We start from the raw sequence: 23770 nt of genomic DNA on the forward strand, positions 1-23770 counted from the left end.
GCCTACAACCGTGCCTCCACACTAGAACCCTGTCGATACAACGATGTCGATCAAGGAGGTTGCGGGGTGGCACTCGACCGGCCCGAATTCCACGTCGACGCGAGCGGTGCTCAAGGTGCGCAGGCGGGCAACAACAGCACCCAGTACAACACCTTCTATAGTCCGGCACCGCATGTCGTGTGGCCGGTGCGCTCGGGTGTGGTGTCTCCGCTGGCGGACTGCCTGCAATCCCGCCACGCCGAACAGGAGGCGCTGGCGGGCGGGTCCGGGGCGACGACGGTGCTGGTGCAGGTGCTGGCGGGGATGGGTGGCGTCGGCAAAACCCAACTGGCCGCAGGGCACGCCGAGCGGCTGTGGGCGGATCGGCTACTGGACTTACTGGTGTGGGTGCCAGCCGGAGCGCGGGTATCGGTGGTCGACGGCTACGCCGACGCAGCCCGTCAACTCGGCGTGGACGGCGGCCTGGCTGGCGAGCAGGCCGCCGCCCGGCTGCTCGGGTGGCTAGCCGGGACCAGTTCGCGGTGGCTGGTCGTCCTCGACGACCTCACCGACCCCGATGACCTACGCGGCCTGTGGCCGCCGCGCAACCTGACCGGATCTGTGGTGGTGACCACCCGCAGCCGCGATGCCGCCCTGGCCGGCGCCGGACGTCGTCTAGTCGACGTCGGTCTGTTCACCAAACAGCAGGCCCACGACTACCTCACCGCCCGCCTAGCCGGCCACCCGGCGCTGGCCGACGACATCTCCGGCCTGGCCGCAGACCTGGGATACCTGCCACTCGCCCTGGCGCAGGCGGCTGTGTACATGGTTAACCAGCAGCGCGCCTGCAGCTGGTACCGAGCCGCGTTCGCCGACCGCAGCAAACACCTCAAACAGCTCGCCCCCCACCGGCTGCCCGACCAGCACAGCGACACCGTCGCCGCAACCTGGTCACTGTCCATCGAACAGGCAGACAAGCTCGAACCTCAGGGTCTGGCGCGGCATGTGCTTCGTCTGGCGTGCCTGCTCGACCCAAACGGCATCCCCGCCAGCGTGCTGGCCGCCACGCCGGTACTAACCTGGCTTGGCACAACCGCGGGTAGGCAAGTCACCCCCGACGATGTGCACGATGCGGTGCGGAACCTGCACCTGCATAGCCTGGCCACCCACGACCCGAACAATCCGGCCCGCAGTCTGCGGGTCCATGCCCTCATCCAACGCGCCGCCTACGACCAGACCAGCCAGAATGCTCGCGACAGCGCCACCATCGCCGCCGCCGACGCGCTCCAGGCTGTATGGCCGGGGATCGAGACCGACCCGGATCTCGGCCAGGCTCTGCGCGCGAACACCGAACACCTGCACCACACCAACCCCGACCCGCTCTGGACGACCGACGACGGCGGGCACCGAGTGCTCTTCACCGCAGGTACCAGCCTCGGCGAAGCCGGACAGGTCCAAGCTGCCGCCGGCTACTACCAACGCCTGCACCACACCGCACACCAACGCCTTGGCCCAGATCACCCCAACACCCTGACCGCCCGCCAAAATCTCGCCTCCTGGCGGGGGCGGGCTGGCGACGCGGCCGGGGCCGCCGCCGCGTTCGAGCAGCTACTCGCCGACGTCCTGCGGATCCTCGGCCCCGACCACCCCGACACCCTGGCCACCCGCGGCAACCTCGCCTCCTGGCGGGGCGAGGTCGGTGACGCGGCCGGGGCCGCCGCCGCGTTCGAGCAGCTACTCGCCGACGTCCTGCGGATCCTCGGCCCCGACCACCCCGACACCCTGGCCACCCGCAGCAACCTCGCCTCCTGGCGGGGCGAGATCGGTGACGCAGCCGGTGCCGCCGACACGTTCGAGCAACTACTAGCCGACAGGCTGCGAGTCCACGGCCCCGACCACCCCGACACCCTGGCCACCCGCCACAACGTCGCACGTTGGAGGGGGGAAGCCGATGACGCGGCCGGGGCCGCCGCCGCGACCGAGCAGCTACTCGCCGACGTCCTGCGGATCCTCGGCCCCGACCACCCCGACACCCTGGCCACCCGCAGCAACTTCGCCTACTGGCGCGGGCAGGCCGGCGACCCAGCCGGAGCCGTCGCCGCAACCGAGCAATTACTGGCCGACCTGCTGCGAGTCCACGGCCCCGACCACCCCCACACCCTCGCCACCCGCGGCAACCTCGCATCTTGGCGCGGGCAGGCCGGCGACCCAGCCGGAGCCGTCGCCGCGACCGAGCAACTGCTGGCCGACAGGCTGCGAGTCCACGGCCCCGACCACCCGAACACCTTGAACACCCGCGGCCACCTCGCCCGTTGGCAGGGGGAAGTCGGTGACGCAGCCGGTGCCGCCGCCGCGTTCGAGCAACTGCTGGCCGACAGACTGCGAGTCCACGGCCCCGACCACCCCGACACCCTGACCACCCGCGGCAACCTCGCCTCGTGGCGAGGGCAGAGGAGGCCGGTGACGCAGCCGGTGCCGCCGCCGCGTTCGAGCAGCTCCTGGCCGACAGACTGCGAGTCCACGGCCCCGACCACCCCAACACCCTGGCCGCCCGCCGCAGCCTCGACCACTGGCGGGGGGAGGCTGCGATGGAGGGACACCGCTCGGAGTGATCCCCTTGCCCTTCTTGAAGGCATCCGTGCGGCGGTCGGTGTCCCCACCTGGATCGTCGTCGGCCACTCATGGGGTTGTGATCTCGCCGTGCGCTACGCGGTGGAACATTCGCGGGCGGTGGCCGCGGTGGTCAGCATCGCCGGCAGGAGTCCACAGCGGGACCGCACATGGTCCCAGGCGTACGAAGCCGGCAAGGCCACAGAGCCTGGCGTCGACATCGGCTGGGTGCCCGAATAACATTCGGCTCTCAGCGATTCGTTCACCGGCTGGGTCCATCGACCCCAGCTATGGAGCGGACTGGCCGCCTGCAGCGTACCGATGCATCTCATCGCCGCCGGCGATGACATCCGCCCGCCGTGGCCCCTGGCGCAGCTCGCCGCCCTCGTCCCACGCGGGCGGTTCTCCACCGTGCCTGACGTGCCGCACGACTTCTGATCCACCCATCCCGAGGTGTGGGCCCAGACCGTCACGAACGCCTGCACCGCTCGCAGTAGGAACCGCGCCACGATGTAGATCACGCACGGGTGGCGCGTCGGCCGGCCCTTCGCTGCCCGTGCGTCGCTGCCGGTGACGATGTCAGCCGTAGGCGGCATGATGGCGCGATGCTGACCTTGTCACGGCTGCGGCCCGTCGTGCGCAACGCCTGGGGACCGGACACCTGCGATCCCATAGATCTCGCCGACTGGCGGCCAGAGAACCCGAGCCGTGGCCAGTGCGGGGTCACCGCCCTGGTCGTCCATGACCTGCTCGGTGGCGAACTGGTGCTGGGCGAGGTGTTCGAGGATGGAGTGCGGCGCGGGTACCACTACTGGAATCGTCTGCCCGACGGCACCGAGGTCGACCTCACCCGAGATCAATTCCGCCCGGGCGAGACCGTCACCGGCGGCGTGGACGTGGTCCGCCCGGCCGGCTCGCCGAACCGGTGTCGCGGACAGTACGAACTCCTCCGGCACCGGGTGCACTCAGGCCTGCACCGTGTCGAGGGCGCGCCCCTGTCGACGCCGGCCGGTCCGCCGGTGCGGATCGCGGTGGTCCTGCTCGTCGACCCCACTGGGGCGGTCCTGCTGCAACTTCGTGATCGCCATGCCCGCGCCGAGCCAGGGCAATGGGGCCTGGTCGGAGGACATGTCGAGGCAGGCGAGGACCACGAACAGGCTGCTCGACGCGAACTCGCAGAGGAGACCGGACTGGTCCTCGACGGTGAGTTCCAGCTCATCTGGCAGGACATGCGTCCAGACCTCGCCGAAGGCACGTCAGGCGTTGACGTGCGCGCCTACGTGGCCCGATGCGACGTGGTGCCGTCCGACGCCATCGTCGTCGGCGAGGGGCAGGCCGCGGAGTTCGTCAAGCTCCCAGAGGTCACCAAGCTGGACCTGACCCCGACAGCCGCGGCCGTGCTGTCGCGCCTGCTCACCCGAACCGGGTGACCACCCGGACCGCGGTGACCGCGACGGTGCTGTATCCGATGACGACACTGCCACCGAGCGCGTCGATGGCCTCCCCGACCCCCGCGAGCACCTGGGCGAGCCGGTCGGCCGGGAGCCGGGTGAGGGCACCGGAGGTCGGCAGCTGGTCCAGCCACTCGTCGCGGGTGTAGGTGCGCTCGCCGTCGTAGCGCCACTGCTCCGGCTCGCCGAAGCCACCGGCCTGCCGGATCCCGTCGGCGGCGCGGTCCAGCAGCAGCTGGTAGCCGTCCAGCACGGGCGCGCCGCCCGCCGGCAGGATGAACGGCGAGTCGGGCACGACACGTCGGAAGACCTCCTGGAGGTTGTCGGCGAGTGCCTGCGGCGGCTGCTGGACGTGCCAGAACGGCGCCAACCGGCCGCCCGGGCGCAGCACGCTCGCCGCCTTGGCCGCGCCGGCGACCGGGTCCACCCAGTGCCAGGCCGTTCCTGCGATCACGACGTCGAACCGACGCCCGGCCGGGTCCCAGTCTTCGAATGTCGCCACCTCGGTCGGCACTGCGGTGCGCCGCGCGAACGCGGCCATGCGTTCGTCGGGCTCGACCCCGAGCACCGTGCAGCCGGCTGTCTGGAACTGACGGGCGGCGATGCCCGTGCCGCAGCCGACGTCGAGGACGTCCCGGCCCGGGCTGGCGGCGAGGATGCGTTCCACCAGGGTGTCGGGATAGCGCGGTCGGGCCCGGTCGTATCGGTCGGGGTCGGTTCCGAAGGACTGGGCGACCTGCCGGTGACGGTGCGGCTCGGGCGCCGGCAGCTGACCTTCACGCGATAGAGTGGGCATGTGCCCACCCTAGTGGGCACATGCCCACTTCTCAACGAGTACGTGACAGGAAAGGCAGACGATGCCGACCGGGGTGGCCATCCGCGACGTGCGACAGCAGTTGTTCGACGCCGCCGACCGCATCCTGCTGCGCGACGGGCCGAGTGCGCTGACCAGCCGGGCGCTGACTACCGAGGCCGGCTGCGCCAAGGGCGTGCTGCACCGCCACTTCACCGACTTCGACGACTTCCTCGCCCAGTACGTGCTCGACCGCGTCGACCGCATGGCACCGCAGGCCACCGCCCTGCGCGAAGCAGCCGGAACCGGCGCCGTCGCCGACAACCTCGCCGACGCGCTCAAAGCCGTGTTCGAGTCGGTCGCCGTCGCGATCGTGGCGCTGGTGACCTTCCGCGACGAACTGCGTGCCCGACTGCGCCAAACCTGGCCGGCCGGCGTGCCCGTACTGACCGAAGCCGCGACGATGATCGGCACGTACCTGCGCGCGGAGCAGGAGATCGGCCGGATCACCGCCGACGCCGACCCGGACACGCTCGCGGCCATGCTGATCGGATCGGCGCATCTGCTCTACGCCGACCGCACCGGCACCCCGCCCGACACCGCAGCGGTCCGCAAGGTCGTCGACGGGGTCCTCACCGCCGCAGCCGCCCACCGGCACGGCGGACGGCGATGAACCTGCGCCTGGCCCGCCTCACCGAGATCGACCCGGCCCACCTGATCGGGCTGATGGGCGACCCGCGGGTCCGCCGGCACATGCCGCTCGCGGACGGCGCATTCGGCCACGCAGAGTGCAGGGCGTTCGTGGCCGCCAAGGAGGCCCTGTGGCGCGAGCACGGCTACGGCCCGTGGGCCTTGCTCGTCGACGGCGAGTTCGCCGGTTGGGGCGGCCTGCAGCCCGAGGACGCCGACGTCGACCTGGCCCTGGTGCTGCATCCGCGGTTCTGGGGCCACGGCCGGGCGATCTGCGCCCGGGTCCTGGACGAGGCGTTCGGCACGTTCGGGTTCGACGCGGTGACGATCCTGCTGCCGCCGACCCGCCGCGGCGGGCACGGTGTCACGCGGCTCGGCTTCGTCGCAGATGGACAGACCAGCATCGAAGGCCGGCGCTTCCTGCGGTTCCGGCTACAGGCGGCCGACCGACCGCGGACCTGAGGCCGGATACCCGCCTCTTGTATCGAGGGGTTGACACAAGCCCTACGCTTGTACCGACCCCTCGATACAAGGAGCCGCCATGCTGCTTCGCCTTGCCGGCATCGCCCTGGGCGTCGCCGTCGCCTGGCAGACCGCCGTCCACCTGCCACTGGGTCGCGGCTACGCCCTGGCCGGGCCCGCCTTCGCAGTGGTCCTGCTGCTGACCGCGCTGGCAGCCGAGCGGTTCGCTCCCCGACCCGCCGCGACCGGGCCTCGCTCGGCCTCGTTGGCGGTGCGCCGCATCCGGGACTACCTGCCCGTCTACCCGACGTGGGTGGCGGCTCTCGGCACCGTCCTGCTCGTCGCGCTGCTCGCCACCACCACAGCGGTCGGCGTCGCCGACGACCTGGGCCGGGCCGGACGTGCGATCACCAACCGGTGCGGCGACCAGCTGCAGACGAACACGCCCTGGCCCGGCAGCTACTACTCGATCCCGATCCTCGTCGCGACCGGTGCCTGCCTCGCGCTGGCCGCCGTCGCGCTGCAGGCGGTCGCCCGCCGGCCGCGTTTCGCCGGCGACGACGGGGCCCGCCGCCGCGCCGCCGAGGTGATCATCAGCGGGTACGGGATAGCCGTGCTGACGCCGCTGGCCGGGGTCGCCCTCGCCGCCGTCCACGGGGCCATGACCATCCGCTGCTTCGACCGGCACCCTGGGATGGACTCGGCCCTGACCGTGGCCTCCGTGGCCGCGGTCGGGCTGGTCGTCTTCTGGGTCTACCTCGTCTCGGTGCTGCTGTTCGGCCGCAAGGTGCGGGCATGACCCGGCTGCCCGAGATCGCGGTCGACACCGACCTGTACACGCCGCCGTACGAGCAGATCCGCCGTCAGATCGCCGACCTCGTCAACGCCGGCGTCCTGCCCACCGGCCACCGGCTGCCGCCCATCCGGCAACTCGCCGCCGACCTCGGCCTGTCCGCCGGGACCGTGGCGCGGGCATATCAGGAACTGGAGTCCGCCGGGCTGGTCCGCACCCGCCGTGCCGCCGGGACCGTCGTGGCCGGACCGGACCGGCAACCGCGCGAGGATCGCGGGGAAACCTTGGCCCGCCAGTACGTCCAGGCCGCCAAGCAGCTCGGGCTCACCGTCGACGAAGCCCTCGCCGCCGTCGCCCGGCATTGGCCAGCCTCGGACGAGCGCCGGGCCGGTTGACCGGTGGCGGCGTCCGGCGCGGCGCCGCCACCTGTCGTGGGATCAGCCGCAGGACGTTGACCACTTGAAGGAGGCGATCTCGTCGTCGATGCGGGTCTGGTAGCCGCCGAGTCCCGAGCCGTGGTTGAACCACCAGTTGTAGAGGTTGTCCCAGTACTCGCCGGGGCCGATGCACGCCCACGCGCCGGTGTGGTTGGGGTGGTAGTACAACCGGGCGTAGTTGTTGCGTGAGGTGCCGTTCACCAGCGACGACGCCTGGTTGCGCATACCACCGGGCGTCTCCTCGAAGACGCAGTCGTCACCCCAGTTGGCGTCGGAGTTGAACCAGGCGCACTGCACGCCGTACGGGTCGGCGTACGGCCTGTCCCAGGCCCACAGGCAGCCGGTGCCGTCGGCCGACGAGCACCAGGTGTGCCCGCTGCCCGCCTGGGCGGCCGCGGGACTCAGCAGCAGCGACACGACGATGACACCGGTCGCGAGCAGTACATTGTAGATCTTGCGCATGTGGTTGTCTCCCCAAGTCTCGTGCACCGCGACCGGCCGGCCGCTGTCCGCGCGGAGTCGGGGGCGGCGCCCCCCTGTGGCGCCGCCCCCGGTCGGTTCAGCCGCAGGACTTCGACCACTTGAAGCCGGCGATCTCGTTGTTGATCCGCGTCTGGTAGCCGTCGAGACCCGAGCCGTGGTTGAACCACCAGTAGTAGAGGTCGTTCCAGTACTCGCCGGGGCCGATGCACGCCCAAGCGCCGGTGTAGCCGGGGTGGTAGTACAACCGGGCGTAGTTGTTGTTCGCGGTCACGTTCTCCAGCGACGACGCCTGGTTGCGGAACCCGCCGGGCAGGTGCGCGTTGACGCAGTCGTCACCCCAGTTGCTGTCGGAGTTGAACCAGGAGCACTGGTAGCCGTTGGTCCGGTCCAGCTCCCAGGCGTTCAGGCAGCCCCTGCCGTCGGAGGTCTGGCAGTACGGCGTGCCGCCCGCCTGGGCGGCCACCGGGGTCAGCAGCAGCGCCATGAGCATGGCACCGGTCGCGATCAGCCCCTTGTAGAGCAGACGCATGGTCTTCTCCCTCGTGTGTGGTGCACCGCGGCCGGTCAGCCGCGGAATCCATGTGGCGGTCAGCCGGCCCGGACGATCTCGCGGGCCAGGGGCAGCGCCGCGGCCTGCAGCCGTGCCCTGGTGTCCACGGCAACCTGGTGGTCCTTCGTGACGACCGCGGCGTAACGCCGGTCGAGGGACGCGACGGTCGCCGCCATGCCGGTGTCGACGGCACAGGTCGCCTCGGCCACGGCGATCTCCACCTCACGGTCGAACGCACCGGGCGCGGTGCCGTCCGCAACCGCGGCCCGGGCGTCGTCCGGGGTCTCATAGAGGAATCCAGCGGCGCGCATGCAGCCGCTCCAGGCACGGACGGCGTCGGCGTACGCCGGGTCGGCCAACACCAGAGCCGCCCGAGCCCCGGCCAGTCCGTCGGTGACCCGCTTGGCCTGGTACCAGGCCCGCACATCGCCGTACAGGCGCTGCTCGGCCAAGGACACGCAGCTGCTGTCGCTGCGCTTGACCTCCATCCCGTTGGGCAGCTTCGCGACCAAGTCGCCGGCCCCGCCCGGTCTCCCGTTCAGCGCCAGCAGGAACGAGGCGCGCCGATCCTGCGACAGCCCGCGCAGGTAACGGGTGTAGGAATCGTCCGGGTCCGGCTCGTCGAAGCGGCGCTGCAGCGCGCTGCCGTAGCCGTACCGGCGGGCCCAGCCGACGTCGTCGACGACGTACGGAAAATCGCGCAGCTCCGGCACCGGGTCGCGGGGCTGCGGCCAGTACGAGAAGCCACGCTCTGCCAGGCAGCGGCCGATTAGGATCTGCTCCGCGTCATGGAGCAGATCGGCCTCGCTGCCCGGCGGCGTGGCGGCTGGGACAGGCGCGGCCGCGCCCTGCGAGGTCGCCGCGACGACCCCTGCGAGCGCGACCGCGGCGGCGGCTGACGCGATCCAACGCCACGGCTTCGACATCACAGCTCCCCGTACCCATCGCGGCCGCCGACCCGGGACGGGGCGGCCTGCACGGGCAGCCTGCCGCCGCGTCGAGGTGCGCCGGGCTGTCACCGACGCGCTCCGGACCGCTCAAGCGTCGGCGCTGGTGACAGGGTTCGGCCGGGTCGGCAGACCGGACAGGACCGGACGGAGCCGAGCGGCGAGGCGGCGATCACCGGCCGCCGGGCTGATGGGCTGCTTCGGTCAGCTCGCGGGGGTCGGCGCGGACGGTGTGCGCCATCGCCGCAGCACCGGCCCGTCGGTGCAGGCGAGCTCGCCCGCGCCGCGGTGGTGGCGGGTCGGCACGAAACCGGGCACGGTGCCGGTGTGCTCGCCGGTGGCCGGGTCCCATACCTGCAGGCCGTGTGCCGCGGCCGCGTACAGCCGTAGGCCGTCGGCGAACAGTGCACCGGTCGGACCGGCGAACGCCGTCGTCTCGCTTCCGGTGTCGGCGTCGAAGACACGCACACCGGCGAGCATGGCCTCGTCGTCGCCGCCGAGGCCGGCGATCACCGGCCGCTGGTCGTCGAGCCAGCACATCGGGTTGTTCCAGTGGTAGGCCCGCTGAGCGAGCGGGTGCAGGCTCGGGCCGTCCTCGGACTCCCACACGTTGTCGTCCAGCCACCGGTGGACGTCCCAGACGTGGGGTATGCCGATCGGGTGCCACACCCAGCCGTCGTCGAGCACGTGGCGTCCCGTCGGGGACAGGTACAGGGCGCCGTGGAAGTAGTCGAGGTAGTGTCCGGGTCGCGGCCGGCCATGGGTGTAGGAGGTCGGTTGCCGGGACGTGAGAAGTTCGCCGGTGGCGGCGTCGGAGACGTCGAGCCGGTTCCACGCCGTTCGGTGCATCACCAGGGCGCGGCCGCGATACTCGAACATCGCCGCCGAGAAGGGGACGGTGTCCGGCCGCTCGTCGCCGCCGTCCAGGACCAGCGTCACCGCACCTGAGCGCAGGTCGAGCACCTGCCCGTGGTGGCCGAAGTCGTTGACCACGGCGGCGAACCGGCCGCCGGCGTCGGCGTGCAGGCGTCGACGCAGCTCGTGTCCCGCCCATGGATCATGGTCCGGCTCTTCGGGCACGGACGAGGCGGCCAGCACCGTCCAGTCGCCGCTGTCCGCGTCGAACCTGCCGATCCGCCCGTCGCGGTCCAGCAGCAGCCATGTCGAGCCGCCGCCGTCCACCGGGGCGAAGTCGACGACGTCGGCCGGCAGCGGTGTGTCCCGCACCGTGGTGTCGCACGGCTCGGGGCGTCGGCCGATGCCCGGTGTGCCCTGCCAGCCGATGATGCTCCAGTCGGCCTCGCATCGGCCCGTGCAGCCTTCGCACGCGGCCAGAAGGTCCACCCGTTCGCCCTGATCGGCATCTTTGGCGCAGTCCCGGCAGCACCTGTCGTATTCGATCCCGCGGCCGGTCAGCAGCCGGACATGGCGGTGACGTTCGGCGTCGGCCAGTAGATGCCGGCACATCCGACCCGGTCCGGCGTAGGCGGCGTGACCGCAGGGCAACAGATCCACGACGGCATCGTGCGGACTTCGACACCACGGCGGCAACCCTGTTTCGCCGCTGATCAGCCTCGGCCCTCGTCGCCGGCGTCGCGCAGCCGGATGATGTACGCCGCGGTCAGCGCGACGCCGCGGTCCTCGTCCTTTGCCAGCTCGGCGAGGGCCCGCGCGGCGGTGTCGCCTGGGATGTCCGCGAGCGCCTGGGTCAGCCGCCGGCGCGCGGACGAGTCGGCGGCTGCGGAGTCGAGGTGGGCGACGAGTCCGGCGGCGATCCGGTCCGCGCAGGCGGGGTCGCGTGCCACGGCGCCCAGGGCGTCAGCCGCCTCGACGTCGTTGGCCTCTGCCACGACCATGTCGATGAGTGTCGGGATCGTGTCGGCCACGCCGTGCGGACCCAGAGCCAGGGCGGCGCGCCTGCGGACCACGATGTCGGGGTTGGTGAGCGCTTCGTGCAGCAGTGTGTGGGCCGGTTCGGTGCCGATGGCGACGATGGCGTGCACGGCACGCTCGCGCACCTCGGCTTGCGGCGCTTGCAGGCCCGGTGCCAGCAGTGCCAGCCCGTCGTCGCCCGAACGTGCCAGAGCCCAGCGCAGGGCTCCGGCGACGTTCGGGTCGGCTTCGCTCAGCACAGCCTCGACCAGCGCCTCGACCGGCGTGCGGTCCGCCGGTGCCGTCGACAGCGCGGCGCGCTGGCGTCTGCCGGCGCTGTCGGAGCCCAGCGCCTGCAGCAGCGCGACGATCTGCAGGACGTCCGCCCAGTCGCCGGGTTCGGCCGCGCCGATCCGGCGCAGCCGGGTGAGCAGTTCCGTCTCGGTGGCGATGCGCTCGACGGTCTGGCCGATGAGGTCGTCGACCAGGCTCGATGGCGTGAAGTCGGGGTCGTCGAGGGCGCGTCCGACCTCACGCAGCGACAGTCCGAGCGAGCGCAGGCTCTCGATGTGGAAGATCCGCCGGATGTCGTCGTCGGAGTAATCCCGGTAGCCGGTGCCGCTGCGCCCGGTCGGCCGTACGAGGCCGAGCGAGTCGTAGTGGCGGAGCATGCGGGCGCTGACCCCGGACCTGCGGGCCACCTCACCGATCAGCATCGGGTGATCATCCTTCCTCGGCGGCCCTGCCCAGGGCCGCGACACGTTTGGCCTGCTCGACGGCGAGCTGGAAGCCGGCGTCCGGGTCGAGCCACAGCCGGTGCGTGGCCAGCGCGTGCTCGCGTACGGCAGGGTCGCGGTGCTCGGCCGCGGCGTCCAGGATCGGCATGATCACCTCACCGAGCGCGATCAGCGCCCGGCTCAGGCTCAACTGCGTCTCCCGCCCCCCGCGCCCGAGCTGTGTCGCCAGGACGGCTGCCAACTCGGATTGTGCCCCCTCGGGCGCCAGCACGACGGCTGCCCGCCAGGCGGCCTGCGCGACCGTGTCGTCGGGGTCGGTCAGCAGCGCCTGGGTGATCGCCGGCCACGCCTGCCGGTCCCCGATCTTGGACAGCGTGTGCAGGGCCTGGCTGCGCGCCTGCGGCAGCTCGGAGCGCAGCTCGCCGACCAGTTCCGGGACCGTCGTCGGCGGCGGCTGGCGGGTCAGCGCCCAGGTGAGCATCTCGCGTACGTAGAACTCGGGTTCGACGGCGCACCGCTCGACGAGCGCGGCGACGGTCCGCGGGTCCGGGGTCGTGCCGACGGCCAGCGCCGCGCGCAGCCGGACCGAAGGGTCACGGTGCTCCAGGGCCCTGAGCGCCTGTGTCATGGTCTTGTCCTGCTCCTGCGTGGTCATGCGGCCACCTCCTGCACCGCAGTCAAGACCTTGTCACCGTGTCAAGGTCAAGCGAGTGCGCGAGGCCGGGAGGACCGGGCCGGAGCCGTCCGCCTCTACGGGGGCCCTTACCCATATCGCCTCGTCAGGGGGCTGGATGAGTTCCCAGGCCCACGTTCGGCGGTGCGTGACCGGCGCCGTACGCCGGGTGTCTTTGGGCCTTAGCCGAACCGGTCGACCTGGCTACCTTCAGCTTCGAAGCGGTCGGTCGGGCGGCGCTGCCCGAGGTGATCGGCCACTGCGACGCCGGACGCTTCAGCCGACCAGGGGGTGCAGGGAGATGACACAGGCGCAGTCGCAGGCTGACCAGGACGCTTTCGAGGTGTCGCACCGGCTGCTGCTGGTGGCGCAGCTGGTGCAGGACGCGCACGCCGCGCTGCGGTCGGGCCTGGCCACGGCCGACGGCTGCTGGGGCGGCTCCGACGAGATCGCCGCGTGGTCGGCGCACGGTTACGCCCCGGCCTGCGACTCGGTCCTCAACGGCGCCGAACAGGTCTCGGCGGCGCTGTCCGGGCTCCGCGACCGAGCCGGCCGGATCGCCGCCGGCGCTGTGAACCGGACGGAGGACGACCGATGGCCCAGCAGCTGACGGTCGACGGGAACACCGTGGACGGCGTCGGGCACCGCCTGCTCATGGCGGCAGGCCAGGTCGACCGTTACCGGCAGGACCTGGAGCGCGGGCTGGGCACGACACCGAACGCGTGGGGCCGCGACGACGAGTTCGCGCGCAAGTTCGTCGCGGAATACCGGCCCGGCCACGACGAAGTGCTCGAAGGGACGAAGAACCTCGCCCGGCTCCTGAACGACATGGGCGAGCACGTACGGACGACCCACAGATCGTTCGGCTCGGTCGAGCACCACAACACGTGATCGCGGCGTCGCATGATCGCAGCGTTGCCGGGCCGGGTGTGACTCATGGGCATGCACGTGCCGGAATGGGTGAGCAGGTTCTTCCTGGTCGTCACCGGTGAGTCCTGGCCGCAGGCCGACGAGGACCAGCTCTGGGAGATCGCCCAGGTGTGGGCCGCGTTCGAGACGAACATGGCCGCCATCGAGACCGAGCTGGCCGAACTCACCCGGGTGGTGCAGAGCGGCGGCTGGGAGGGCGACGCCGCCGTCGCCGTACGCGGCCGGCTGGCCGAACTCGTCGACGGCGGGAGCCTGCGCGAGCTGGTCGGGGCGGCGGGCAAACTGTCGCGGTTCGCCGACGGCGCGGGCACCAACGTCGAGTACACGAAAGCTTCGATCATCGGCCAGCTGTTCATCCTGACCGTGCAGATCGTCATGCTGCTGCCGTGGGTGTCGTTCCCGCCGACGTCGGCGTGGGCGTCCGGCTGGATCTCCGCCTTGATCACCTTCGGGCGCTACATGTCGGCCACGTTCTTCCGCCGGCTGATCACCTCGATCCTGTTCGGCATCGTGCTGCAGGTCGGCCTGGATGTGGCGATCCAGTTCACCCAGCTGTTCATCACCGGCACCCGCGACAAGTGGGACACCAAGCGCACCGGCGGCGCGGCCCTGGCCGGAGCGGTGGGTGGTGTGCTCGGACCGATCCTGTCCAGCGGCTTCGGCAGGATCTTCGGGCAGAAGTTCGTGACCTCGATCGTCGGCTTCGCCGGCATCGGCGCGCTGCACGAGTGGAGCACCGAGGCGCTGGCCGACCTGATCCTCACCGGGCGGCGCGAGCAGAAGGAGGACGAGTGGGCCTCGGCGTCGGCCGGTGCCGTCGAAGGCGTACTGGACTGGATCGGTCACCGCAACGGCCGCAACTCCGCCGGCGCGGACCTCGACAGCGGCGTCGGCGACCTCGACATCCCAGGCCTGGACGGCAACCCCTTCGATTTCGACCCCGGCCCCGACCGGTTCACCGGCCCGGCGCTCGCCGACGGAGACTTCACGTTCACCGGGATCTTCCCCGACCCGAAGACGTTCATCGGCAACATCACCTTCACCGGCACGCTGAACCCGCCGGGCGCACCGCCGCAGAAGACGACGTTCACGGGTTCGGGGGCGTTCCAGGGCAACTTCGACGGGGCGTTCGACAGGTCGCGGCTCGGCACCCGCAACGACATGATCGTGGGCGAGGTCAGGGGCAGCGGCCGCCTCGACGGGGACTTCCACCTGTCGGGCTCCTTCAGCCCGGTGCCCGGCACGGTCGGCGAGAGCACGTCTCCGCACACCCGGCCGGGGTCGGCCACCACGCCCTCGCCCGCCTCACCGCCGCGTCCCGGCTCCGCGCCGGCATCACCGCCGACCAGCGGCCTCACCGTCACCAGCCCGCCCACGCCGCCCACCTCTACCGCGCCGCCCGGGTCTACCGCGCCGCCCGGGTCCACCGCGTCTTCCGGGTCCGCGGCAACGACGGGGTCCACGGCGTCGCCGGGGAGCACCGCGCCGACATCGCCGGGCGCATCACCGTCGCCGACGGCACCGGCGGCCGACACGACGCCTGTTCACCCGCCGGTCATCGCCACCGAACCCGGCTCGTTCGCGCCGGTCACCGCCATGTCCGACGGCCCGGCGCCACACACCGAGATGTCGTCCGAGAGTGCGCCGGTGGCACACACCGCGGCGCGGACCGGCAGCCCGGCGGACACCGACAGCACACCACAGACCGGTTCGGACACTGCCGCGATCACCCCGTCCGCCACGTCGGCGACCCCATCGCCCGCGTCAGCCGACACCTTCACCGCCACCCCGACCCTGCTCGCACCAGGTCAAGGCGGCCTGCTCGGCAGGGGTGGGCCGGCACCCCGGCCGGGTGCCGCCCGCGACGGCAAGCCCGCCGGCGGCGAGCGCACCGTCGTCGTACGCGATCGGACCGTTCCGGCCGACGGCTGGCACACGGTGCCCGGCGGCTTCGCCCACCCGGCCGAGCGCGTCCTGGTCACCACCGACGGCAGGTGGAGCCCACTGCCGCCGTCGGCGCCGACCCCGGGCAGCCCGGACGCCTCCCTGGTGCGCGCCGACCTGTTCGGGCTCTACTTCGCCACCGGCGACACCGGCGTGCTGCACGTGCCGCTGCGCGCGGACCAGACGACGGCCCTCGCCGAGGGCGGCAGCACCGCGGCGAGGGCCGACGGCACGGCCGCCCTGGACGCCGACGCCGACGCCGCCGTGGACACGGACGCGATCGTCGACGGGACGGCGCTGACCGTGCAGACGGCCACCGCGCTGGCCGCGCTCGCGGTGATCGAGGACGGCAAGGTGCTGTTCCCCGGGCCGTACGGCGGCGCCGACGTGAACGCCGCACGGTGGGTGTCGGCGGGCAGGGGTTCGACCCGTGTCCTGGTGCACGCCCAAGGCGGCTTGGTCCGCGTGGGCGACAGCCTGCTGACGCCGCAGCAGTTCGCCCAGGTGCTGTCCGCGCTGCCACCGGGCACGCTGGGCAGCGCGATCGAGCTGATCAGCTGCAACACCACGCCCACCGCCGGGACCCTCGCCAGGGCGCTGGCCGTGGCACTGGACCGCCCGGTGGTGGGGGCGACCACTCCCGTGTGGACCGCCGTCGGTCCCGGCGCGCCCTCGTGGTCGCGGGCGATCGCCGCGACCGTGGACCCGTCCGGCCGGCTGCGGCCCCGGCTGGGTCCGGGCGGCGCGCCCGACGGCCGTTTCGTGCGCCACACGCCCGACGGTTCGGGCGGCCTGCGCATGGAGGACCTCGGCGGGACCCTCGACCCGGCCACCGCGGACTCGATCGACGTGACCGACGACGCCGCGGTCCTGCCCCCGGAGTCCACCCCGCACGCCGTCCCGCAGCCTGCCGGTGCGGTGAGCTGGCACCAGTGGGTCTCCCCCGTGGGCACGTTCGGGCCCGCGCAGAACACCCCGGTGCTGCTGCGGGTGCCGGGCATCATCGGCGGGCAGAACGTGCCGATCCACGACGTCGTCGACACCCGTGGTGTCCTGCGCGCGCACATCGCCGCCCAGCTGACCGCGCTGGCGCCACGGGGCTGGGACCAGCAGCAGCTCACCGACGCCGTCGACGCCCAGCTGCCGGACACCGTGCTCACCGAACGCGGCAGGTCGCTGTTCGACGGCTCGGGGTTGCGCGTCACCCTGGGCACGGGCCGCGACGCGATCGAGGTGCGCCTGACCGCGGTGGCGGGCGCACTGTCACGCTCGGCTCCCCTGCTGGGGTCGGACGCCTCGGCGGCGCAGGTGTCGGCGGGCAACAGTCCCGACCGGCGTACGCCGCAGCGCACCGCCGTCGACAACACCCGCAGCGAGAGCAGCGCGGGCAGCCTCACCGCCGCGGTCGGCTACTCGGCGGTGGGCATGTCCGACGCGCCGATCCCGGCCGTGCGGGTGGTCCCGCTGGGCTCGGTGTCGGTGCAGGGCACCAGCACCACCGTGCTGAGCCAGTCCGCGCAGACGCGGCTGCGCACCAATGAGGAGATCACCGCACCGGCCGCCGGCACCGCAGCGGCCCAGGCGCAGGCGTGGCAGACCACGGCGGCGGTGACCGTCGAGGCCACCCGGCGCGGACATGCCACCCAGGCGCTGCCCGGCGGCGGGAGCCTGCAGGTGACGGTGTCCGCGCTGAACGCGATGACCGCCCTGACCGCGGTGCCCGCAGCGGGCAACCAGCAGCCGCAGTCGCCGCAGCGGGGCTGGACGCTGCCGCCCAACGCGGTGCTGGAGACCACCTCGGTGCCCGGCGACCTGTTCGACTCCCTCGTCAACCACGGCCAGATCCCGCCGGGCTTCCGCAAACCCGGCAGCGACCACCGCGCCGCCCTGGCCGACCTGGCCAGGGCGGACACCCTGGGCCTGAACCGCCACGGGCTGGTCGTGCCGCCGGGTCAGCCCGCACCCGCCAACGGGACCGCCAACGCGGGCCTGTCCACGGACAAGATCACGTCACGGCGGGGCGAGGACACCCCGGCCTGGCAGCGGCCGTTCACGGCCACCCAGCGCGGCTACACGACGCTCACCGCCGTGGCCGGCACCCCCGTGCCCATGTTCAACCCGCTGGCCCTGCCCGGACGGGCCGAGTCCGCGATCCGGGCCGGCGCCTCCGGCAGCACCTCCACCAGCCACGACACCACGCTGCGGCTGCAGGGAACCGCCGGGGTGGGCGTGGCGTTCGGAGAGGACGTGCAGGACCCGCTCAACTACGGCACCTTCGCCGCGTCGGGCGTATTCGGCGTGGAACGCGGCTCGGGCAGCAGCAGCTCGACGGAGTTCTCGACGCAGATCGAAGCCAAGAGCAAAGTCACCGGCGACATGCTGCTCTACCGGGTGCCGCTGACGGTGTACGCCCACGACCACGTCGGCCGCACCGCATCGCCAGCCCGCCAGATCGGCACAGGTCCGGCACACGTCTACCTGTGGGTGACACCGCTGGACGCCCACCGCCTGGGCTACCCGGGCGCACCCGCCCCCACACCCGTACCGGCGCAGGCCACCGCACCCGCCTCGCCGCTGCCCCCGGCGATCGGCGCCTGGCAGCCGATGGCGCTGCCCGACGTCCGCGAGATCCGCACCACCGCCGACAACGGCACCCGGCTCTGGGACCGGGTCGTCGGCACCGTCAACGCCGTCGACCCCGACCTGCTGCCACGCCCCGGCGTCACCCCCGACCGGGCGCGGCTGCGCAACCTGCAGGCGCTGCAGAACGCCGTCACCCAGTCCCACCTGCGCGGCAACTGGCGAACCCTGCTCGAATCCGGGATCCGGGTATCCCTGGAACGGCCCTCCGACCTCACCCACGACACCATGCGCGCCTCGCAGTACGTCTCCATCGTGATCAGCGCCGAACTCAGCTCACCGCTCACCGCCGACGACGCCCACATCACCGGCACGCAGATCGAGGAGACGACCCGGGTCGCCCAGGCGCACACCGACGGACGCTCGGTCAGCCTCGGCGCCCGCGCCGGCGCGCAGGCCCAACTGGGCATGAGCACCGGCAAGGCGAGCACCGCCGCCAGCAAGGTCCGGTCGTTCTTCATCCGGTTCGGCGCGGTCATGTCCTGGCGGCACCAGCGGTCGCTGTCCGGCGGCACCGCCCCCGCCACCGGCCACCTGACCAAAGTCGACCGGGCGCTGCGCGCGCACTCCGCCGACCTGGCCTTCTCCGTCCGCGCCGAGTACGCCGACCGCCCGCGCACCCTCAACGCCCCGGCCAACCCCGTACCCGGCAGGTTCCACCAGGTCACCCTGCCCGGCCCGGCGCTGACCGTGGCAGGCGGATTCCGGGCCGGGCTGCCGGAGTTCGACCAGGTGCACCAGCTCGCGGCACCCGGCGGCCCGCCCCGGGTGGAAATCGTCGACACCGCGGCCGCGCCCCAGGCCGCGCCCGTCCACATCGAAGGGCCGCACCAGTACCTCGACGCGCACATCGCCGACGACGCCCTGTTCACCGCCGCGGACATCGCGCTGGGCGAGGCGATCACCCGCGAACAGCCCGGTCCCGGCCCCCGCTCGGTGCGCGGCCGCGTCGGGCGGCTGTGGAGCGGCTGGCGCAGCACCGCGGGCGTGGCGTCGACGAGCGGGCAGACCTACACCTACCAGTCCACTCCGGTGACCGAGCCGGGCTCGCCTGCCGAGATGGCCGTACGCAACCGGCTCACCCCCGACGCGATCCGCTCCGCGCTCGACGTGTACGAGCGCGGCGGCGGCCCCGCGACGGTGCTGCGCGGCGGCACGTTCACCGACATCGTCGGCGACCTCACCATGACCGTGCAGCTGGCCAACCCCCGGCGCGCGATGACCGCCAACACCGGCTACAGCATCTACGACTCCGCGGAGGTCACCGACAAGACCGAATCGGGCCGCCGCAAGGAGAGCGGTCTGGACATCACGGCCGCCGTACAGATCAACAGCGAGGCGGCCCCGTCGAGCACCACCGACCCCCGCGGCGTGCACCGGGTCACCGCCCTGCCGCAGGTCGGGCACAGCTCCCGCACCGGCGAGCGCACCGAGGCCGAGAACGTGCACGGCATCGCCCGCCGCGAAGTCGTGGAGAACCAGGTCAGCACCGCGATGCTCGCCGACCTGGTCATCACGTTCACCGGTGGGCTGTCCGCGCGCAACGTCATCGCGTCATCGCACACCCCGGACGTGACCGTGCGCGTCACCGCACCGGACTCGCTGCTGTTCCTGGTCACCGAGACCGAAGCGGCCAGGCTAGTGGCGGTCGCCAACCAGCAGCCCGCACCGGCCGCGCCCGCGGCGGCGCCGGCCGCGACCCGGATGCCGCCGTTCCTCTCCCGCATGCTGGGGCTGGGTGTCGTACACCGGGCGGTGCCGCCGCACGATCCGGTGCCCCCACCCGCCAACGCCCCCGCCGGCACCCCGCCGCAGCCGTCGCTGCGCGACCGGTTCGCCGACTCGCTGCCGCAGGCCGTGCCAGCGCGCATCCGCGGACGGGCCGCCGACATGGCCGCCGACCTGATCACCCTGCACCGGCTCAAACCGACCGTCGACGGCCTCTACGACGGTGGGGTGTCCGACACGTTCACCATCGACGGCGTGCTGTACCGCGACGAGGTCAAGGTCGTGGTCGAGGCGGCCGCGAGCAACCACCGCGCGGCCGCCGAGCAGGTCCCGGCCGCGCTGCGCGCGTCGCTGTTCAGTTCGGCGGCCACCGGGACCAAATGGCAGCGGTTCCGCCAGCGGGTGATGGGCCTGAGCGTTCCCGCGATCTACGGCGGCGGCTCCCGGCTCACCACCGGCGAAGGGGCCGGCACCGGCCTGCAGTCGGTGCCGCTGGGCCTCACCGCGGCGGTCAACAAGGTGCGCCACTGGTCACGGCTGAAGGCCGCCAGCCGCAACACGTCCGGCTACGTGGAGAAGTCCGGGCCGCTGACCGGCGTCGACGCCGACCACACGTACACCGTGACCGTCACCCGCCAGCGCGTGTCCACGAAACTCGGCGTGGCCACGGTCGCGGTCGGCGCCGCCACCCACTTCCTCGACGGCATACGCCGCCAGGTCTGGCCGGGCACCCCGGTCGTGCAGCACAACGCGGTCACCCTCGCGGTGCCGGTCACCTCGACCGACCGCCCGGCGGGCCTGGACACCAAGCTCAACGGCATCGGCCGGACCGCACCCGCCCGCGACACCCCGCCCGCGGTCACGCACACCCCCGGCGGGGACGGCGGCACACCGGCCTGGAGCCTGCCGCCGGGCACCTCGTACTCGCTGGAAGGCGTGGTCGCGGGCGCGGCGCTGCGCGACGCGATCACCCGTGCGTTCACCCCGGCCGGGACGAGCACGCCGCGGCTGCTGACCGACTACGTCACCGACCTCGTGCTCGACCGGATCACCGGCGGCGAGACGATGCTGCCGCGGGTGCAGACGATGCTCGACGGCGAACTGCGTTCAGGCGACCTGTTCGACGACTCCGGGCTCGTCGTCCGGCTCGGCGGTTTCAAAGTCACCGCCCGGCTGCACGGCAGACCACTGCTGCTGTCCCAGAGCACCACGGTGGAGCAGGAGGCCCAGCACGAGGTAGGCGAGATCGAACGCGAGTCCGGATCGTCGGGCGTGGACGTCAACGCCGGCGCTGCGGGCGTGCGCTCCGGAGCGGTCATCGGGTCCCAGCCGGACACCGACGCCGCCCGCCGGGCGTTCGACTGGCAGCCGAACGAGCTGCTGGCCGACATCGCGCCCGGTTCCGGCGGCCGCGACAGCGCCTCCTCCGGCGACGGCCTCAGCGGCGGCACGAAGATCAAACAGAAGAACCGGTCCGGGGTGTACGGCGTCGGCCTGGCCCTGTACGTCGAACCCGACCACATCGACGGCCGCCTGCCCCTGGTCGAAGGACAGCTGCCGGTGACCCCGACGTCGGTGGTCGTCGACTGGGGCGCCCAGCTGCGCCTGTGGGCCGGCGACGTGAACGCGATGGGCATGTTCGGCTGGCGCGAACGCCTCAACGACCCCGCGGACCTCACCGGCGTCGCCGTCGACCCCGGCACCCACCTGGCGGTCGTGAACGGGCAACTGCACCTGGCACCGGGCGCCGGGCCACCGGTCGGCGACATCACCGACCTGCCCTCGGACTCCGGCGCGGTCCTGGTCGTCGACGCCGGGGTCACCGACGCGCAGGCCGCCGCGTTCGTCACCGCGCTGCCGCCCACCGCGCGGCCGCCGGCGATCCGCGCGGACGGCCATACCCCCGCGCAGGCGGCGACCCTGGCGACCGCGACCGGCGTGCCGGTCGTCGTGGCCAACGGCGCGCGGGCCCTCGCCCCGAACACGGGCGTGACCGTCCGGCCCGGAACCGACCTGGCGCGCGACCCCGGCTGGCCGGCCGTCGTCGAGGAGATCCGCCACACGCCCCACCAGAACGGCCCGGTCACGACGACTCCGGCCGGCGTGCGCCCGGTCGGCACGTGGGCGCTGCCCGGCCACGGCCTCCTCCCGGTGCCGGACAGCCCCGGGGTGTTCACCCTGGCCGCGCACCCGGGTGTCCGGGTCGAGGCGACCGCCTCCGGGCTGTGGATCCGCGACGCCGCCGACCCCGCCGCCGCGGACACCCGCACCGCGCACGACGCCCCGGCCGTGCCCGCCGGACCGGTGCTGCGGGTGCAGGCCGACAACCAGGCCCTGCGTGACGCCGCTAACCATGTGCTGGCTCACCTGGACCCGGACCTGGCCCGGCAGGCGATGGTCCACCGGCCCCACCCCCCGGCAGGCACCGACCCGCTCGTCCCCGCCGCGGCCTGGACCGACCGCGACCACCTCGACGCCCGCCACCGCGCCGCCGCCGACCTCGACCACCCCGACCCGACCAGCGGGCGGACACCCCGCCAGACCGCCACCGCCGCCGCCGCGGCAGCCGCGGCCGTACGCGACTGGCTCACCCCACCGGCATCCGCCCAGCCCACACCGCGCGCCGTCGCCGACACCGCGATCGCGGCCTACGACACCGAGCTGCGCCGCCGCCGCCAGGACTGGGACAGCGCGGTCGCCGCCCTGGCGCCGCAGCCCACCCCGGCCCAGCTCCAGGCCGTCCGCGACGCCGCGGCACGACTCGATCCCGGCCAGCCCGCCAACGCCCCCCTGCGCCGGCTTCGAGACACCGCCCAGGCGGCCGTCGACGCCCTCGCCGCACTACGCGACACGGCCCGGCAGCACATCCGTACCCTGGCCGGCCACCAGCACACCATCGTCCGCGTCCAGCCCGCCCTGGCCGCATACCAGCAGGCCGCCACCGCTGCGGTCGGTTCGGTCACCCGTGTGGTCAACACCGGTCTCCCACCCGGCACCCGCCCGCCGCAGCGCGCCACCGACCTGATCACCGAGGCCACCGCCGCGCAGACCGAAGCCGACGGATTCGCGGCGACCGGCACCGACCTGGCCCGCCAGCGCCGCGCCGCCGACGCCGCCGCGCTCGACCACGACAACGCCTACACCGCGGCCACCAACGCCCTGGCAGCCGCCGCTCCCGTCGACGCCGCCGCACTGCTGACCGCCCACGCCGATCTGCTCGGCGTCGCCGACACCGCCAGCCGCGACGCCTACCGGCGCACCCAGGAAGACCTCGACACGGCGACCACCCGCCGTGATGAACTCGACGGCGCGCGGACCGCCCAGCACGGCACCGTCAACCAGGCCATGGCCGCCTGGACAGGTCAGGTCACCGCGTTCACCACCGCCGCACCGGGCCACGACACCGCCCGCACCGAAGTCGGCACCACGCTGCAAGGGCTACGCGACCGCATCCGCGACTACGACGCCGCGAACCTGGGCGGCTCCCGGCTCAGCGCCGCCGGCACCACCACCACGCGCCTCAACGAGGTCGCCGACCAGCTCGCCGACCGCCTGACCGGCTGGGACACCGCCCGGCAGCAGCTGCACGACACCCTCACCGCCCCGGTCCTCGACGTCGACGCCGTCAACACCGCGCTCGACGCCGTGGCCGACGCCCGCAGACACGTCGAGAGGGCGGCAGGCGCACTCACCCCGGCCGTACGCGCCGTGCCCGGTTGGACCGGGCAGATGCCAGGCACCATCGTCCAGCGCAATCGGGCCGTCCTCGCCCTGAGCGGGGCCGCCGAGTCGCTCGACCGGCAGGCGCGAGCGCTGGTCGGCGCGCTGCCCGCCCCGGCGCTCACCACCACGCTGGGCACCCTCGATCAGGCCCGCCGCACCCTCGCCGAACTCACGCACCTGCTCGAACAGGCGCAACGAACCTTCACCGGCGCCGCCGAACGCCACCGTGGCGACCGCCGCCGCGCGGCCCTGACCGCCTGGCAGCAGGCCCTGGCCGACCTGACCCGGCTACTGGCCACACTGGCCCGCTGAGCACCGAACGGAGACC

General features: G+C 73.0%; 16 protein-coding genes. 9 read left to right on the top strand and 7 right to left on the bottom strand.

Annotated elements, in window-relative coordinates; genetic code table 11:
• Positions 1-66 precede the first annotated feature (66 nt).
• Together AB0B66_RS28455 and AB0B66_RS28460 are read left to right on the top strand one after the other, a co-directional pair.
• Positions 67-2829, top strand: coding sequence for an alpha/beta fold hydrolase (locus tag AB0B66_RS28455; protein ID WP_360535689.1), 2763 nt, complete (start codon positions 67-69; stop codon positions 2827-2829).
• Between the two features lie 365 nt (positions 2830-3194).
• Positions 3195-4019: an NUDIX hydrolase gene (locus AB0B66_RS28460; RefSeq protein ID WP_360535691.1), complete on the top strand. Its 825-nt coding sequence runs from the start codon at positions 3195-3197 to the stop codon at positions 4017-4019.
• Here the strand turns inward: AB0B66_RS28460 and AB0B66_RS28465 are convergent.
• Positions 4003-4836, bottom strand: coding sequence for a class I SAM-dependent methyltransferase (locus AB0B66_RS28465; RefSeq protein WP_360535693.1), 834 nt, complete (start codon positions 4834-4836; stop codon positions 4003-4005). The two genes, AB0B66_RS28460 and AB0B66_RS28465, sit on opposite strands and share 17 nt — an antisense overlap.
• Positions 4837-4897: 61 nt before the next feature.
• Here AB0B66_RS28465 and AB0B66_RS28470 point away from each other — a divergent pair, with 61 nt between their 5' ends.
• The 4 genes from AB0B66_RS28470 to AB0B66_RS28485 all read left to right on the top strand — a co-directional run bounded on the left by AB0B66_RS28470 (position 4898) and on the right by AB0B66_RS28485 (position 7173).
• The gene (locus AB0B66_RS28470; RefSeq protein WP_360535695.1) at positions 4898-5506 is read left to right on the top strand and encodes a TetR/AcrR family transcriptional regulator; all 609 of its coding nucleotides are present in this window, start codon (positions 4898-4900) and stop codon (positions 5504-5506) included.
• The gene (locus AB0B66_RS28475) at positions 5503-5985 is read left to right on the top strand and encodes a GNAT family N-acetyltransferase (RefSeq protein WP_360535697.1); all 483 of its coding nucleotides are present in this window, start codon (positions 5503-5505) and stop codon (positions 5983-5985) included. The genes AB0B66_RS28470 and AB0B66_RS28475 overlap by 4 nt, the downstream gene beginning before the upstream one ends.
• Positions 5986-6064: 79 nt before the next feature.
• Positions 6065-6784, top strand: a complete 720-nt coding sequence (locus AB0B66_RS28480) for a hypothetical protein (RefSeq protein ID WP_360535699.1) — start codon at positions 6065-6067, stop codon at positions 6782-6784.
• Complete coding sequence (locus AB0B66_RS28485) at positions 6781-7173, top strand: GntR family transcriptional regulator (RefSeq protein WP_360535701.1); 393 nt, start codon at positions 6781-6783, stop codon at positions 7171-7173. The genes AB0B66_RS28480 and AB0B66_RS28485 overlap by 4 nt, the downstream gene beginning before the upstream one ends.
• Positions 7174-7215: 42 nt before the next feature.
• Here AB0B66_RS28485 and AB0B66_RS28490 read toward each other — a convergent pair whose 3' ends face one another.
• From AB0B66_RS28490 to AB0B66_RS28515, 6 genes are all read right to left on the bottom strand, one after another.
• Entirely contained in the window at positions 7216-7677 is a 462-nt protein-coding gene (locus tag AB0B66_RS28490) for a hypothetical protein (RefSeq protein WP_360535703.1), read from the bottom strand.
• Between the two features lie 97 nt (positions 7678-7774).
• The gene (locus AB0B66_RS28495) at positions 7775-8227 is read right to left on the bottom strand and encodes a hypothetical protein (protein ID WP_360535705.1); all 453 of its coding nucleotides are present in this window, start codon (positions 8225-8227) and stop codon (positions 7775-7777) included.
• A gap of 59 nt (positions 8228-8286) precedes the next feature.
• Positions 8287-9174: a hypothetical protein gene (locus AB0B66_RS28500; RefSeq protein WP_360535707.1), complete on the bottom strand. Its 888-nt coding sequence runs from the start codon at positions 9172-9174 to the stop codon at positions 8287-8289.
• Between the two features lie 225 nt (positions 9175-9399).
• Positions 9400-10710, bottom strand: a complete 1311-nt coding sequence (locus AB0B66_RS28505; protein ID WP_360535709.1) for a hypothetical protein — start codon at positions 10708-10710, stop codon at positions 9400-9402.
• 53 nt (positions 10711-10763) lie between these two features.
• On the bottom strand, positions 10764-11783 hold the full coding sequence (locus tag AB0B66_RS28510; protein ID WP_360535711.1) for a MerR family transcriptional regulator: 1020 nt from the start codon (positions 11781-11783) through the stop codon (positions 10764-10766).
• Between the two features lie 7 nt (positions 11784-11790).
• Positions 11791-12459: a HEAT repeat domain-containing protein gene (locus tag AB0B66_RS28515; RefSeq protein ID WP_360535713.1), complete on the bottom strand. Its 669-nt coding sequence runs from the start codon at positions 12457-12459 to the stop codon at positions 11791-11793.
• A gap of 319 nt (positions 12460-12778) precedes the next feature.
• Between AB0B66_RS28515 and AB0B66_RS28520 the strand changes: the two genes are divergently transcribed.
• From AB0B66_RS28520 to AB0B66_RS28530, 3 genes are read left to right on the top strand one after another with little or no spacing between them, the layout of a single operon-like run.
• The gene (locus tag AB0B66_RS28520) at positions 12779-13087 is read left to right on the top strand and encodes a hypothetical protein (RefSeq protein ID WP_360535715.1); all 309 of its coding nucleotides are present in this window, start codon (positions 12779-12781) and stop codon (positions 13085-13087) included.
• Positions 13072-13368 carry a hypothetical protein gene (locus tag AB0B66_RS28525; protein WP_360535717.1) on the top strand — a complete coding sequence of 99 codons (297 nt, stop codon included), beginning with the start codon at positions 13072-13074 and terminating at the stop codon, positions 13366-13368. The genes AB0B66_RS28520 and AB0B66_RS28525 overlap by 16 nt, the downstream gene beginning before the upstream one ends.
• Before the next feature lie 45 nt (positions 13369-13413).
• Complete coding sequence (locus tag AB0B66_RS28530; protein WP_360535719.1) at positions 13414-23754, top strand: hypothetical protein; 10341 nt, start codon at positions 13414-13416, stop codon at positions 23752-23754.
• Positions 23755-23770: the final 16 nt, after the last annotated feature.

It is taken from the genome of Catellatospora sp. NPDC049111, assembly GCF_040648615.1.
GTDB classification, from domain to species: domain Bacteria; phylum Actinomycetota; class Actinomycetes; order Mycobacteriales; family Micromonosporaceae; genus Catellatospora; species Catellatospora aurea.